13 protein-coding genes are annotated in these 14,969 nt (G+C 71.5%); 1 reads left to right on the forward strand and 12 read right to left on the reverse strand.

What is annotated here, in order from left to right:
- Positions 1 to 14: 14 nt before the first annotated feature.
- The 12 genes from N4G63_RS12605 to N4G63_RS12660 form a co-directional block, all read right to left on the reverse strand.
- On the reverse strand, positions 15 to 497 hold the full coding sequence (locus N4G63_RS12605; protein ID WP_260785827.1) for a DUF2846 domain-containing protein: 483 nt from the start codon (positions 495 to 497) through the stop codon (positions 15 to 17).
- A 254-nt stretch (positions 498 to 751) separates the two neighbouring features.
- A complete protein-coding gene (gene yjfF / locus N4G63_RS12610) occupies positions 752 to 1,789 on the reverse strand; it encodes a galactofuranose ABC transporter, permease protein YjfF (RefSeq protein ID WP_260785828.1) in 1,038 nt (345 codons plus the stop codon).
- Positions 1,786 to 2,862, reverse strand: coding sequence for an ABC transporter permease (locus tag N4G63_RS12615; protein WP_260785829.1), 1,077 nt, complete (start codon positions 2,860 to 2,862; stop codon positions 1,786 to 1,788). Before N4G63_RS12615 ends, yjfF begins: the two co-directional genes overlap by 4 nt.
- Positions 2,859 to 4,388 carry a sugar ABC transporter ATP-binding protein gene (locus N4G63_RS12620; protein ID WP_260785830.1) on the reverse strand — a complete coding sequence of 510 codons (1,530 nt, stop codon included), beginning with the start codon at positions 4,386 to 4,388 and terminating at the stop codon, positions 2,859 to 2,861. The genes N4G63_RS12615 and N4G63_RS12620 overlap by 4 nt, the downstream gene beginning before the upstream one ends.
- Before the next feature lie 41 nt (positions 4,389 to 4,429).
- Positions 4,430 to 5,380 (reverse strand): ABC transporter substrate-binding protein, encoded by a 951-nt coding sequence (locus N4G63_RS12625; protein ID WP_260785831.1) that lies wholly within the window; start codon positions 5,378 to 5,380, stop codon positions 4,430 to 4,432.
- A 137-nt stretch (positions 5,381 to 5,517) separates the two neighbouring features.
- Positions 5,518 to 7,557: an FHIPEP family type III secretion protein gene (locus N4G63_RS12630; protein ID WP_314599760.1), complete on the reverse strand. Its 2,040-nt coding sequence runs from the start codon at positions 7,555 to 7,557 to the stop codon at positions 5,518 to 5,520.
- On the reverse strand, positions 7,554 to 8,648 hold the full coding sequence (gene sctU, locus N4G63_RS12635) for a type III secretion system export apparatus subunit SctU (RefSeq protein ID WP_260785832.1): 1,095 nt from the start codon (positions 8,646 to 8,648) through the stop codon (positions 7,554 to 7,556). Before sctU ends, N4G63_RS12630 begins: the two co-directional genes overlap by 4 nt.
- Positions 8,649 to 8,651: 3 nt before the next feature.
- Positions 8,652 to 9,446: a type III secretion system export apparatus subunit SctT gene (gene sctT / locus N4G63_RS12640; RefSeq protein WP_260785833.1), complete on the reverse strand. Its 795-nt coding sequence runs from the start codon at positions 9,444 to 9,446 to the stop codon at positions 8,652 to 8,654.
- 34 nt (positions 9,447 to 9,480) lie between these two features.
- Positions 9,481 to 9,744 carry a type III secretion system export apparatus subunit SctS gene (gene sctS / locus N4G63_RS12645; protein WP_260785834.1) on the reverse strand — a complete coding sequence of 88 codons (264 nt, stop codon included), beginning with the start codon at positions 9,742 to 9,744 and terminating at the stop codon, positions 9,481 to 9,483.
- Positions 9,745 to 9,759: 15 nt separating this feature from the next.
- Positions 9,760 to 10,407, reverse strand: coding sequence for a type III secretion system export apparatus subunit SctR (sctR, locus tag N4G63_RS12650; protein ID WP_314599761.1), 648 nt, complete (start codon positions 10,405 to 10,407; stop codon positions 9,760 to 9,762).
- Between the two features lie 1,020 nt (positions 10,408 to 11,427).
- Entirely contained in the window at positions 11,428 to 12,525 is a 1,098-nt protein-coding gene (locus N4G63_RS12655) for a hypothetical protein (protein ID WP_260785836.1), read from the reverse strand.
- Positions 12,513 to 13,169 (reverse strand): hypothetical protein, encoded by a 657-nt coding sequence (locus N4G63_RS12660; protein WP_260785837.1) that lies wholly within the window; start codon positions 13,167 to 13,169, stop codon positions 12,513 to 12,515. The genes N4G63_RS12655 and N4G63_RS12660 overlap by 13 nt, the downstream gene beginning before the upstream one ends.
- Positions 13,170 to 13,797: 628 nt before the next feature.
- Between N4G63_RS12660 and N4G63_RS12665 the strand changes: the two genes are divergently transcribed.
- Positions 13,798 to 14,967: an FHA domain-containing protein gene (locus N4G63_RS12665; protein WP_260785838.1), complete on the forward strand. Its 1,170-nt coding sequence runs from the start codon at positions 13,798 to 13,800 to the stop codon at positions 14,965 to 14,967.
- Positions 14,968 to 14,969: the final 2 nt, after the last annotated feature.

A 14,969-nucleotide genomic window follows, 5' to 3' on the forward strand; every position in this document is an offset into this window, starting at 1 on the left:
CGGCTGGCGAGCGGCTACTTGTCGGTCTTCAGGATGGTGCCCACGGTGGCCATCTTGACCTGGTACTTGCCGGTCACCTCTTCCAGCTGCTGCAGCGCGTTGCGCGCCATCACCACGCCCATGGTGGTGTCCTGCTGGATGAAGATCACCTCGCCGGCCTTCACCGACACCAGGCTCTCGGCCCAGTTCTCGGCCTTGGAATAGATCTTGTGGTCACCCGGCTTCAGGTTGAAGTAGATGTACTGGCTGCCGCGGGTGTAGCCCATCTCCGAGCTGGCTTCCTGGTCGTCGAGAAAGACGTTGAAGCGCACCAGCGTGCCCAGGGGCGATGGGCGCACCACGTAGACGATGGCCTGCCCTTCCTCGGGCAGCTTGGGCAGCTGGAAGCTGGCGATCTCCTTTTTCATCACCTCGGGTGACGGCAGCGAGGCGCAGCCCGAGGCCAGCGCGGCGGCGGCCAGCAAGAGGATGGAGACGTGACGGCGAACGATGTTCATTGAGTGGACTCCCTGTTGCTTGTGCTTGGCCACACTGGCCACAGAAGATGCTACGCAGCCCCAGCGGCGCCACCGGCCCGGGTGCAACAGGGCGAGCAGTCATTCGCCGACAGAAACAATTCACGGACGGCGAACCGGCCAAGCGGCCAATCGGCCAATCGGCCAACCCGCCAATCGGCCACCAGGCCACCCGGCCGGCAGCACGGCGGGCCGCGCAATGCCGCAGCCGCGCGCCGTTAGCGCCGCTAGAGCCGTCAGCGCCGGCGCAGCTCGAACAGCCGCTGCAGCAGGCAGGCGGCCAGCAGCAAGGCGCCAATGGCAATGCGCGTCCACCACGAGCTGAGGCTGCCGTCGAAGCTGATCAGGGTCTGGATCACGCCCAGCACCAGCACCCCGAACAGCGTGCCCAGCAAGTGGCCGCGGCCGCCGCTGAGCAAGGTGCCGCCGATCACCACCGCGGCAATCGCATCGAGCTCGAGCCCCAGCCCGTGCAGGCCGTAGCCCGACAGCATGTACAGGCTGAACACCACGCCCGCCAGCGCCGCGCACAGGCCGCTGAGCGCATACACCGCCACCGTGGTGCGTGCCACCGGCAGGCCCATCAGCAGGGCCGAGGTTTCGCTGCCGCCGATGGCGAACACCGTGCGCCCGAACGGCCGTCCATGGGCCAGCCACAGGCCCCAGGCCAGCACCAGCAGCGCCAGCAGCGCGCCCAGACTCAGCGAGGCCGACTCGCCCAGCGGCAGCCGCCACTGCGCCAGCTCGCCATAGGCTTCGTGGGTGATGCTGATCGAATCGATGCTGATCAGGTAGCAGGCCCCCCGTGCCAGAAACATGCCGGCCAGCGTGACGATGAAGGGCTGCAGCCGAAAGCGCGCGATCAGCCAGCCCATCAGCGCACCAAAGGCACTGCCGGCCACCAGCACCACGGCGATGGCCAGCGCCGGTGGCCACTGCGCCCGCTCCACCAGCGCGGCCAGCAGCATGGTGCTGAAGGCCAATACCGAGCCCACCGACAGGTCGATGCCGCCGGTCAGGATCACGAAGCTCATGCCCACCGCCACGATCAGCAGAAAGGCGTTGTCGATCAGCAGGTTCAGAAACACCTGCGGCGACAAGAAGCCGTCGTAGGCCAGGCTGCCGCCCCCCGAGGCCAGCGCAAACACCAGCATGGCGCCCAGCACCGGCAGGTGGCGCGCGGCCGGCCTCCAGGCCTTGGCCGCGGCGTGCGGCGCGGTGTGCGGCCCGGTTTGCGACCCGGTGTGCGCCGGCTCAGGCAAGGTGGCCTTCATGGCCCACCCCGGCGCACCGCTACGCGGCCCAGCCAGGCGCGAAACTCGGCCGACTGCAGCAGCATCACCACGAACACCACCGCCGCCTTGACCACCATGTTGACCTCGGGCGGCACGCCGATGGCGTAGATGGTGGCGGTGAGGGTCTGGATGATCAGCGCGCCAAGCACGCTGCCGGCCAGGCTGAAGCGCCCGCCGCTGAGCAGGCTGCCGCCCAGCGTGACGGCCAGGATGGCATCCAGCTCCATCAGCAGGCCGGCGTTGTTGCCGTCGGCGCTCTTGACGTTGGCGCTGATCAGCAGGCCGGCCACGCCGGCGGCAAAGCCGCAGAACACATAGGCCCACAGCGTGATGGCGCGCTGCGGCAGGCCGGCCACGCGCGCCGCCGCCGGGTTGATGCCGATGGCCTGCACAAACAGGCCCAGCGCACTGCGTGTCATGGCCAGGTGCAGCAGCAGCCACACCGCGCCGGCCACGAACACCGCAAACGGCAGGCCCAGCAGGTGGCCGCTGCCCAGGTAGAAGTACGGCGCGTAGTAGATGGTGATGATCTGGCCCCCGGTGAGCAGCTGCGCGATGCCGCGCCCGGCCACCATCAGGATCAGCGTGGCAATGATCGGCTGCATGCCCACACGCGCCACCAGCAGCCCGTTCCACAGCCCGCACAGCGTGGCCACGGCCAGCGCCGCGGCCAGCGCCAGCGGCATCGGAAAGCGGCTGACATGGCTTTGCACGCCGTCGCGGATGACCAGCTCACCGCCCACCATCAGCGCCGCCACGGCCGCCGACATGGCCACCACCGCGCCCACCGAGATGTCGATGCCGCGGGTGGCGATCACCAGCGTCATGCCCAGCGCCACCACGGCCAGCGGTGCGGCGCGGTTGAGGATGTCGATCAGGCTGCCGTACAGGTGGCCATCGCGCCACTGCAGCTGCAGAAAGCCGGGGTTGAAGGCCGCGTTCACCGCCAGCAGCAGCGCCAGCGTGAGCAGCGGCCACAGCAGCGGATGGCGGGCGGGTTTCGCGCTGGCACGCGTGCCCGGGGCCTTGTCAGCGCCCAGGTCGGCGCTCATGCGGCTGCGATCACGTCGACCACCGCCTGCTCGCTGCTGCCGGCGGGCAGCTCGCCCACCAGCGCGCGGTTGCGCAGCACCAGGGTGCGATCGGCCAGGCGCAGCACCTCGTCCAGCTCGGACGAGATGAACAGCACGGCCATGCCGGCCTGGGCCAGCCGGAGCACCTCGTTCATCACATCCTGCTTGGCGGCCACGTCGATGCCGCGGGTGGGTTCATCCAGCATCAGCAGGGCCGGTTCGGTGAGCAGCCAGCGCGCCAGCACCACCTTCTGCTGGTTGCCGCCCGACAGCAGCGCCACCGGGGTTTCGATGTCGGCGGTCTTGATGCCCAGCGCCGCCACGAACTGCTGCGCCAGCTCGGCCTGCCGGGCCAGCGGCACATGCCGGGCCAGGCCCTGGCGGGCCTGCAGCGCCAGGATGATGTTCTCGCGCACCGACAGCTCGCCGACGATGCCTTCGAGCTTGCGCTCCTCGGGGCACAGCGCCAGGCCGGCGCGAATGGCCTGCAGCGGCTGCTCCAGCCGCAGCGGCTGGCCGCGCACCGCCAGCGTGCCGCTGTCGGCCCGGTCCAGCCCGAACAGCAGGCGTGCCAGCTCGGTGCGGCCCGAGCCCAGCAGCCCGGCCACGCCCAGCACCTCGCCCGCGCGCAGCTGCAGCGACACCGGCTGCAGCGTGCCGCGCCGGCCCAGGCCGTGGGCGGCCAGCAGCGGCGCGGGCGCGGGCTCGGGCCCGGCCGGGCCGCCGGCCCCGGCCACAGCGGCACGCTGCGCCTGCGTGGCCAGGTCGCGGCCGACCATGGCGCGGATCAGGGCCGCCGCCGGCAGCGCGGCCGGCGTGTACTCGCCCACCCAGCGGCCATTGCGCAGCACGGTGATGCGGTCACACAGCGCATACACCTGATCGAGAAAATGGGTCACGAACAGGATCGCCAGGCCTTCGCTGCGCAGCCGGCGCAGCAGCGCAAACAGCCGTGCCACCTCGCCCTCGTCGAGGCTGGAGGTGGGTTCGTCGAGGATCAGCACCCGCGCCTGCACCGCCAAAGCGCGGGCGATGGCCACCATCTGCTGCACCGCCACCGGAAAGCTGTCGAGCGGCTGGTCCACATCGATGTCGGCCAGGTTCAGCCGGGCCAGCAGCGCGCGGGCATCGGCGCGCATGCGCCGGCGGCGGATGCACCACAGCCCGGCCGCGCCATGCCGCGGCGCGCGCCCGGCAAAGATGTTCTCGGCCACCGAGAGGTTCGGGCAGAGGTTGACCTCCTGGTACACGGTGCTGATGCCCAGGCGCTGCGCATCGGCCGGATGGCGCGGCGAGACCGCCTGGCCGGCCAGCCGCAGCACGCCGGCATCGGGCACCAGCACGCCGGTGAGCAGCTTGATCAGCGTGGACTTGCCCGCGCCGTTCTGCCCCATCAGCGCATGCACCTCGCCGGCCCGCAGGCACAGGTCGACCCCCTGCAGCGCCTGCACGCCGGTGAAGGCACGCGAGAGGCCGCGCGCCTCGAGAACCAGGTCGGAGTTCAAGTGCCGGGATCAGCCAGTGCCGGGGTCAGCCTGCGCCGGGATCAATACTTGCGCTTGGGAAACTCCTTGGCCGCCACCTCCATCGGGAAGATGCCTTCCTCGGTGACGATGCGCTTGGGCAGGGTCTTGCCGGCCTTCAGGTCCTTCACCGCGGCCATCAACTGCGGGCCCAGCAGCGGGCTGCACTCGACGCTGACATTCAGCTTGCCGGCGATCATGGCCTCGAAGGCGCCCTTGACCGCGTCGATCGAGATGATGGTGATGTCCTTGCCGGGCTTCATGCCGGCTTCCTCGATGGCCTGGATGGCGCCGATGGCCATGTCGTCGTTGTGCGCGTAGAGCACCTGGATCTTCTTGCCCTCGGCCTTCAAGAAGGCTTCCATCACCTCCTTGCCCTTGGCACGGGTGAAGTCGCCGGTCTGCGAGCGGATGACCTTGAAGCGCGGCTGGGCCTTGAGAACCTCTTCAAAGCCCTTCTTGCGGTCGATGGCCGGCGCCGAGCCCACCGTGCCCTGCAGCTCGACGATGACCACGTCGCCCTGGCCCTTGTGGTTCTCGAGCAGCCAGCGGCCGGCCTTGCGGCCTTCTTCGACGAAGTCGGAGCCCATGAAGCTGACCCACAGGCTGGTGTCCTTCTCGTTGACCGCACGGTCGGTCAGGATCACCGGGATCTTGGCCGCCTTGGCTTCGCGCAGCACCGGCCCGAAACCCGACTCGACCACCGGCGAGAAGGCGATCACGTCGACCTTCTGCGCAATGAAGGCGCGGATGGCCTTGATCTGGTTCTCCTGCTTTTGCTGCGCATCGGCAAACTTCAGCTCGATGCCGGCATCCTTGGCGGCCGACTTGATCGATTCGGTGTTGGCGGTGCGCCATTCCGACTCGGCACCGATCTGCGAAAAGCCCAGCACGAGCTTGCCCTGGGCCAGCGCGCCCAGCGGCAGGCCGGCGGCAGCCAGGGCGGCGATCAGGTCGCGGCGTTGCATGTTCATGGTGTGTCTCCGTTCGATGGGGTTCGGCAATTAGTCATACTAAATTGCCGACCATCGCCGCCTCAATCAGGGAAACACCCACGATGCCGCTGCAATAGCCCTACTTTTATATCCAGCGATGGGCGGCCGGCCGGCGCTCAGGCGGCGGCTGCGGCCAGGCTGTCGGGCCCGATCTCGTCGACAACCAGCACGTTGAGGTTGGCGCGCAGCTCGCCGGCGCACAGCACGGCGCGGTCGGCCAGGCTGGAGTCGCGCAGCAGCACCCGCAGCGCCGGCCGCAGCGTGGCGGTGTGCACCAGCAGCACCGTGCGCAGGCCCGGCACCTGGCGCCGCGCCATGGCCTGGGCCATGGCCAGCAGCAGGCCCTCGCGCGCGGCATGCGGCAAGGCCAGGTGGCTGCCCTGCACGCTGGCGCGCAGCGCGGCGGCCAGCTGGTCTTCCAGCTCGGGCGCCAGCACCAGCGCCGCCAGCTCGCCCTTGGCATTGGCATGCTGGTGGGTGATCTGATCGCCCAGCGCCTGGCGCACCTTCTCGACCAGCGCGGTGGTGTCCTTCTCGCGCGCCGCATGGTCCACCAGGGCCTGGGCCAGGCCCGGCAGGTCGCGCAGCGAGACGCCCTCGTCCAGCAGGCGCCGGGCCACCTCGGCCAGGCGCGGCAGCGGCGTGCACTGGCGCAGCTCGCGCTCCAGCTCGGGCATCTGGGCCTCGAGCATTTGGGTCAGCACCAGCGCCTCCTGCACGCCCATGAAGCGCGATGCCCGCGCCTCGATCACCTGGCGCAAGGCCTGGGCCAGTGCGGCCTCGGGGCCGTCGTTGGCGGCCTCCAGGCTGTCAAAGGCCAGGCTCAGCACCGGCACGCCGTGCACCTCGAACACCAGCTGGCCGGCCGGCGCCTCGTGCGTTGCCGGCACCAGCATCAGGCCCGGAAACGGCAGGCCCAGCTGCTGCTGCAGGCGCAGGCGCTCGGTGCCCACGGCCTCGTCGAGCAGGCGCGCATCCAGGCGCTCGAAAACGGTGGCATCCAGGCGCAGCGCCACGCCGGCGGCCCAGGCCTGCGCCGGCGCCTCGCCCCACTGCTGCACCTGGTCGCTGCCTTCGCGCACCAGGGCCGCCATCGGCTGGCCCTGCGTGCCCTGGCGGCGGCGCTGCTGCGCCGGCGATGCCCACCAGCCCCCCGCCCCGGCAGCCGCCCCCAGCAGCACGAACTGGGCCATCGGAAAGCCCGGCACCAGGCCCATCAGCGCCACCACGCTGCCGGCGATCATCAGCCCGCGCGGGTGGGCGGCCACCTGGCCCAGGATGTCTTGCGCCAGGTTGCCGCTCTTGCCGTCCTTGCCGGCCACGCGGGTGACCACCACGCCGGCGGCCACCGACATCAGCAGCGAAGGGATCTGCGACACCATCGCATCGCCCACCGCCAGCACCGAGTACAGGCGCGTGGCGGCGTCGAGCGACATGTCCTTGCGCAGCATGCCCACCGCGATGCCGCCAATGATGTTGACCGCGGCGATGATGATGGCCGCCACCGCGTCGCCCTTGACGAACTTCATCGCGCCGTCCATCGCACCGTAGAGCTGGCTTTCGCTTTCCAGCGCATGGCGGCGGGCGCGGGCCTCGTCCTTGGCGATCAGGCCGGCGCGCAGGTCGGCATCGATGCTCATCTGCTTGCCGGGCATGGCGTCCAGGCTGAAGCGGGCCGAGACCTCGGCAATGCGCTCGGAGCCCTTGGCAATGACGATGAACTGCACCAGCGCGATGATCAGAAAGACCACCAGTCCAACGATCACGTCGCCCCCCACCACCATCTGGCCGAAGGTCTTGATGATGTCGCCGGCATGGCCGGTGAGCAGGATCTGCCGGGTCGAGGCGATGTTCAGTGCCAGCCGGAACAGCGTGGTGAACAGCAGCAGCGCCGGAAAGGTGGACAGCCCCAGCGGCGAGCCGATGTACATGGCCACGATCAGCACCACCACCGCAGCCGTCAGGTTGGCGGCGATCAGCGTGTCCAGCAGCCAGGCCGGCAGCGGCAGCACCATCAGCGCAATGATGGCCACGAACAGGCCGATCAGCAGCAGGTCGCTGTGGCGGCCCAGCCCGCCCGAGGCCAGCTGCAGCATGTCGCGCCCGCTGCCCAGCAGGGCGGCAGACGGGCCTTCGGTCTTGTGCTTGGTGTTCATGGTCGGTACGGCTCCTGGCCCTGGCCCTCGTCCTGGTTCTTCATGCGCTGCACCCAGCGCAGCACTTCGGCCACGGCCTGCATCAGCTCGTCGGGGATGTAATCGCCCAGTGGCGTGTCGGCCTGCAGCGCGCGCGCCAGCGGGATGTCGCGGTAGATCGGCACGCCGGCCTCCTCGGCGGCGCGGCGGATGGCGCGCGCCACCTCGCCCTCGCCCTTGGCCACCACCATGGGCAGCGGGGTCTCGTCGCGGTCGTAGTGCAGGGCCACGGCCACATGGGTGGGGTTGACCACCACCACCGAGGCGCTGCGCACGCGCTGCAGCATGTCGCTGAAGGCGATCTCGTGGTGCAGCTGCTTGCGCCGGCCACGCAGGATGGGATCGCCCTCGCGCTCCTTGAACTCGCGGATCACCTCGTCCTTGCTCATGCGCAGGCGCTTGAGGTAGTCGTGGCGCTGCCAGGCCACGTCGGCCAGCGCGACGATGCCGAACACCACGCAGCACAGCACCAGCAGGGCCTGAAACTGCGCCCCGCCCAGCGCCAGCCAGCCAGCCAGCGGCATGTGCTGCGAGCGCGCCAGCAGCGGCAGCAGCGCACGCGCCAGCAGCCACAGCATCACGGCCACCGCCACCAGCTTGATCAGCAGGCGCAGCAGCTCGATCAGCGTGCGCCAGGCAAAGATGCGCTTGAGCCCGGCCATCGGGTTGAGGTGGTTGAGATCGGGCTTGACCTTGTCGAAGGCCACCACGCCGCCCACCTGCAGGCCGCTGGCCAGCGCCCCCACCAGGGCGCCGGCGCCGGCGGCCGCCACCGTCACCCAGGCCAGCAGACCGAACAGGCCGCGCGCCAGTGCGCCCACATCGGTGTCGGCCGCGGTGGCGGCGGTGAGCACGGTGTCCACCAGCTGCAGCAGCCAGGCCACGGCCGGGCGCGCGCCGGCCACCGCCACCACGGTGAACACCAGCACCGCCACGCTGGCGCTGAGGTCGCGGCTCTGCCACACATCACCGCGCTGGCGCGCATCGCGCAGCTTCTTGTGGGTGGGCTGCTCGGTCTTTTCCTGCGCACCGCCCTGGGCATCACCGGCCATGGCTCAGCGCTCCGGCACGAACAGGCGGCGCATCGCGCCCACCACGTCGGGCAGCAGCAGGCTGGCGGCACCGTCGGCCATCAGGCCCAGATAAAGCATCAGCAGCACCACCAGCAGCGCCACCTTGACCGGCAGCGCCAGAAAGAACACCTGCAGCTGCGGCGCATAGCGCCCCAGCAGGCCGAGGCCGAACTCCACCATCAGCATCAGCAGCACGAAGGGCGCGGCCACGCGCAGCGCCAGCTCGCCCAGCGCGCGCATCATCTGCTGCGCGGCGTTGAGCCACAGTGCCGGATCGAGCGTGGGCCCCAGCGTGGCGATCGGCCACACGCGAAAGCTCTCGTACAGCACGGCCAGCAGCGACAGCAGGCCGCCGGCGGCCAGGAACAACACGCTGAGCACCTGCACCAGCAGGCCGCCCAGCATCGAGTCTTCTTCGCCGGCCAGCGGGTCGATGGTGGCGGCCATGCTCAGCCCGGCCTGGTTCTCGATCACCGCGCCGGCCGCGTGCACGGCCCAGAACACCATGCTGCCGGCCAGGCCCAGCACCACGCCCAGCGCCACCTCCTTGGCCAGCAGCAGCGCCAGCGCGATGCCATCGAGCCGGCCGAGGGTCTGCAGGCCCTCGGTGCCCAGCACCGGCAGCAGGCACAGCGACAAGCCGGCCACCACGGTGGCCCGCACCGAGCCCGGCAAGGCGCTGCCGCCGAACATCGGAAACATCGACAGCGCCACGCCCACCCGCGCCACCAGCACCGCCACGGCCAGCAGCACCGAGGCCGCGATCTCGTGGTTCATCGCTGCAAGCGCCCCGGCACGGCCCGCGCCATGCTCAGCCGCGCGCAATCGCCGCGAAGATCGCGTCGACAAAGTTGTACAGCTCGCCGCCGGCCCAGGAGGCGGTGCTGGCGATCAGGCCCACGCCCACGATCAGCTTGATGCCAAAGCCCACCGACTGCTCCTGCACCTGGGTGACGGCCTGCACCAGGGCCACCGCCACGCCGACCACGGCGATGACGATCACCACCGGCAGCGACAGCACCAGGCTCAGCATCAGGCCCTGCTTGAGAAACGCGGTGAGGCTGGCGGTGTCCATGCAGCGCGCCCCGGTTCAGCGGTAGGTGAGCACGAGGCCGTGGATCAGCTTGGCCCAGCCGTCCACCATCACGAACAGCATCAGCTTCAGCGGCGTGGAGATCACCGTGGGCGAGAACATCATCATGCCCAGCGCGGTGAGCACATTGGCCACCACCAGGTCGACGATGACGAAGCCCAGGTACAGCAGGAAGCCGATCTTGAAGGCCTCGGTCAGCTCGCTGGCGGTGAAGGCCGGCACCAGGATCAGCAGGTCGTCGGGCTTGACCGCCGCCGCCTGCTCGGGCGGCCACAGGCTGCGCGTGGTGCGGGTGAAGAACTCCTTCTCGCGCTTGTCGGCATGCTTGGCCAGAAAGCCGCGCAGCGGCTCACGCGCCTGCGACACCGCAAGCATCAGCTGCTCGCTGCGGATCGGCGCCCCGGCCTGCGTGGGCAGACCCGTGCTGATCTGGTGGGCCACCGGCGCCATCACGTAGAACGACAGCACCAGCGCCAGGCCGTTGACCACCATGTTCGGCGGCACCTGCTGCAGGCCCAGCGCATTGCGCACCAGGCTGAACACCACCACCAGCTTGGCGTACGAGGTCACCATCACCGCCAGAAAGGGCGCAATGCCGATCAGGCCCAGGCTCAGGATCAGCAGCAAGGGGTCTTGGCCCAACATTCGAATCACCCGTCTTCCGGGGCGCCGCCGTTTGCGGCACCCATGTCATGTGCAGGCCCAGGCGCCGGCCGTGCAGTTGCAGGCGGCCCTCGCACCAGGGACGGCCGTCGCGCCAGACCTCCCAGCGCGAGCCGGGCAGCGGTGCCGGCAGTGCCGCGGGCCGGGCGCCGGAGGTGCCGGCCTGGCCCAGCCAGCGGCGCTCGAGCACCAGCGCGGCGCTGCGCAGCGGCAGCGCGCACAGGCCCTGGGCATCGGGCAGGGCATGCGCCGCTTCGCCGCCGCGCCCGGCACAGGCCGCAGGCGCCCACAGTGCGGCGGGTGCCTCGCCGGGGCCGTCGGGCACCATCGCATCGCGGCGCAGCCACAGCGGCGTGGGCGCACGCCGCGAGTCTTCAGGCACGAACTGCGCGCGCACACCGTGGCGCGTGATCGGCACCTCGTCCAGCCAGACCCAGTCGCCCTCGGCCAGGGTGTCCCACTCCTGCGGCGACAGGCGCAGCCAGCCCAGCTGCAGCCAGCCCAGCAACGTGGCGTATTCGGGTGGCAAGGTGGCGCCGGCCGCCGCCAGGGCGTCCAGCCATTGCGCCTGGGCCAGCGGGTCGGGCTCACCGGCCGCATCCACCGCCTGCAGGCAACCGATGCTGCGCGCCGCCAGCCCCGGCGCGCCCACGCCAAAGGCCCAGCCGGCCGGCATGGGCTGGGCCTTGGGATACCACTGCATCGACTGCAGCACCACGCCCGCAGCCAGCCGGCGCCGCACGGCGCGCAAGACCTGCTCGGCAAAGTGCCCCAGCACCACGCCCTGCAGGTGCTTGGGCAAGGTGGCCAGGGCCGGTGGCGACAGGCGGCCGTCCAGCCCGGCCAGGCCGTCAAGCCCGAAGGCCAGACTCATGCCGCGCCAGCCGATGCGGCCGGTGAGCGCGGCATGCGGCAACACCGCCTGCGGCGCCAGCCACTCGAAATGCCAGTCGGAGGTGGCGCCGTCGGCGCCGGCGTCTTGGGCAGGTGCCAGCGGGCTCATCACGCGCCCTCGCCGGCGGCATCGTCCACGGCCAGCACCACCGCGCAACCCATCGACTGCGCCAAGGCCTCGCCCACCTCGGCCAGGCCCTCGGCCAGCCGGGCACGGCGCTCGCCCGGCATGCCGCGCAAGGTGAGCGACACGCCGCCCGGGCCACGCACCAGCTCGATGCTGCAGCCGCGCATCCAGCCGTCCAGCTGCAGCATCACGCCCTGCGCTGCACCGGCCGCCGGGGCCTGCACCCACAGGCGCGCGCAGCAGCTTTGCACCAGCTCGCGCAGCTCGTCGCTGCGCACGCTGGCTGCGGTCTGCGCACTGCCTGGTGCGCCATCGGCGGCTGCGCTGCCGGCTGCCGGCTCGCCGGCCAGGGCACGCCCGGCCGCAAGAGCCATGGCCTGGGCCTGGGCCTGGGCCTGGGCCTGGGCGGTGGCCAGGTCGGGCTGGCCGGCCAGTTCAGGCGCCATGTGCCGAGGCCCGGCGCCATCCCAGGCCGGCAGGCCATGGGCATCGGCCAGCGCACGACGGCTGGCATGCTCGCCGCGCAGCGTGGCCAGCGGGCGGGCCTCAAGCGCCGCCGGCGCCTGGCCGGCCGCGGCCGGCACGCTGTGCGGCTGCGGCTGCGGCTGCAGGGCGGTGGCCTGCATGGCGCCGGCTGCGAGGGCTGGCTGAGCGGCCTGTTGCTTGAGCTGCTGAATGTCGTGCTGGTGGCTCGGCTCGTTGCCCTGTCGGTCGACCTCGTGATCGACCTGGTGATTGGCCTGGCGATCGACTTGGAGATTGGCCTGGAGATGGGCCTGCTGGGGCGCCTGCAGCGCAGCCGGCAGCGGCCAGGCACCCGCTGGCGTGGGCGCCGTGCTGCGCGGCTGGGCCACCAGTGGCGCGTTGGCCGGCACGGCCTCCCAGGCGGCACGCCAGCGCGCCAGCCGCGGCACCTCGGCCTCGCGCCGCAGATCGGGCCAGGCCGCCGGGGCCCCGGCCGAGGCGCGCGCGGCCTCGGCCTGCCGCAGGCCGGCAGCGCCCAGTGCTGCGCCCGGCTGCGGCTGGGCGTCGACCGCGGGCAGGGCCAGCGCCGCCTCGCCCAGGCTCAGGCGCTGCATGTGCCCACCTGTTCGCCCGCGGCCTGACCCAGGGCGCCCGACCCACCCGTGGCCGCCAGTGCCAGGTCAGCGGCCAGGCCGATGCCTGATCTGAGGCCCGGTGCGCAACGCCTGGTGCTGCTGATGCCGCTGCTGCTGGTGCTGCTGGTGTTGCGCGCCTGCAAGGCGTCTTCGTCCTGGCGGCGCTCGGTGGCGGCATCGGCCTGGCGTTGCAGTTGCGCGCCGCGGCGCGTCAGCTCGCTGTCCAGCGCCTGGGCGGCGAGCCAGCGGTGGGTCCAGTCGGCGCGTTCACGGGCCAGCTGGGCCTGGCGCTGCAGCAGGGCCGCATGGCGCTGCGCCAGCAGCTCGGCCACCGCCTGCAGATCGTCGCGCTGGCCGCGCAGGCGCGCGGCCACGGCCAGGGCCCCACCCTGCTCGCGCCAAGCCTGCCAGCGCTGGCGCCACTGGGCCTTCTGCTCGGCCAGCAGCTGCTCATCCTGCTGCTGGCGGGCCATGGCGGCGGCCCAGACGCGCTCGCGTTCGGCCAAGGCCGCCAACGCGCGCTGCAGCCGCCCATGGCGCAGCTGCGACACCTGGTCGAGCTGGTTCAGTGCGCGGTGCTGCGACCCGTTGCGCTCTGCCGACGCCGGCTTCTTGATCCTCATGCAACGCGCCCTTCCTGCTTGTTCTTGTGTTGCCCACCACCGGATCCAGGCTGGGTGCGCGGCACGCAGCCGACACCGCCACAGATACCGCAACAGACTCCGAAGCCAATGCCGCAGCAGCCGGGCCGGGTGAGCCAATGCATTGTGTCGAGCGGCCTCGGCATGCCGGCGTCAACGGGCCTGAGTTTTGTATCCAGTCGCTAGCGGCGGTTGCAAACGGCTCGGGATGGTCACAAGCCGAACCCCCCGGTTTGAGGGAGCGCCACTGCGCCGCCAACACCGGCAGGCCGACCCGGGCCCCGCGCGGACGGCCTGAAAACAGTGACCCATTGCCGCCGCCGTCGCCGCCGACAGGCCCCCATCGATAACGCCCCAATGGCGCGGCAGGGTCAAAGCGGTCTGGCCGAATCGATGCGCCTGAAAACATCGCATGCCCACGCGGCACGCGCGTATGCCATGGCCATCCGGGTGGGCCTGATCTCGGCGCCAAACATTCGTATCGAGCTGCAAGACCAGGCCACCAGGCGCGTGAAACACGCCACGTTGACGCCCCAGCCGAGCGGCATGCATGCTGACGACCATCGAAGTTTTTGACCCTCTCGGCCCACGTCGAACCCCCATGCGCCCCATGTCCCGCCCTGCCGCCCACCCCACCGCCCCCGCCGAGCCGCATGCCGACAGCATGCTGTTCGCACCGGCCGCCGTGAGCTACCGGGTGCTGGTCTCGGTACGCCGCGGCCTGCATGGCGGTGCGGCCTATGTGGGCCAGCCAGGCGAAGACGTGCGGGTGGGCAGCGATGGCAGCTGCGACCTGGTGCTGATGGACGACGGCGTGCCCGACCACAGCCTGCGCCTGATCGAGTGCGACGGCCAGCTGGTGGTTGAAGCGCTGGCCGCGGGCGTGCACCTGTGCACCGGCACCCTGCTGCACCCGGATGGCCCGCTGCCGCTGGGGCCGCACCGCTTCGAGCTACCTCAGCTGCGGCTGCGCGTGGGCTGCGCCGAGCTGCAGGTGGAGCTGCTGCGCCGCAGCCGGCGCCTGCCCGCCGAACTGCTGGCGGCCGATCTGGCCCGCGGTTCGATGCCCGCGACCCAACAGCGTCGCGGCGCGGCCAGATCGGTGGCGCTGTTGGGTGTGGCGGCCGCCGCCGTGATGGCCGTGGCCGGCACCGCCTTGAGCACCACCAGCCTGCCTGGCCTGCGGGCCCTGGCCCAGCCGGCGGCCACCCTGGCTGCGCCACCGGCCACCCTGCCGGCCCAGGTGCTGGCCGGCTTCAACGCCCGCGGTGCCCAGTTGCAGCTGGTGCGAGCGGATGGCCAGCCCCCCGCCGTGCGCGGCCTGGTGGCCGACGCCGCGATGCGCCAAGACCTCGAGCAGGCCTTGCAGCGCGTGACACCGGCCCTGGCCCTGCAGGTGCATGACGTTCAGCAGATGGCCGAGTCGCTCACCCGGCTGGCGCGGCTGGGTGGCTACACCTGTGGCGCCCGCCACCTGGGTGACGGCCGCTTTGCGTGCGACGTGCCGGTGCCCGACGCCGCGGCTGCAACGCGCCTGAACCAGCTGGTGGCCAGCGTGCCCGGCGTGCAGTCGCTGGCGGTCACGGTGCGCCAGGCCGTGCCGGCCTTGCCAGGCAGCACGGTGGCCACGCACGGCGCGGGCCAGCGCAACGGCACCGCGCCCGGCTCCCCCCAGGCCACCCAGACCACCCAGACCACCAGCACGCGCACCACGGCGGCCCTGGCCGGCACGGCCACGCTGGCGGCCATGGCCCACCCGGGCCAGCCTGCCGTGCGCTGAGC

The sequence above is a fragment of the Aquabacterium sp. OR-4 genome (genome assembly GCF_025290835.2).
Taxonomy (GTDB): Bacteria; Pseudomonadota; Gammaproteobacteria; order Burkholderiales; family Burkholderiaceae_C; genus Pseudaquabacterium.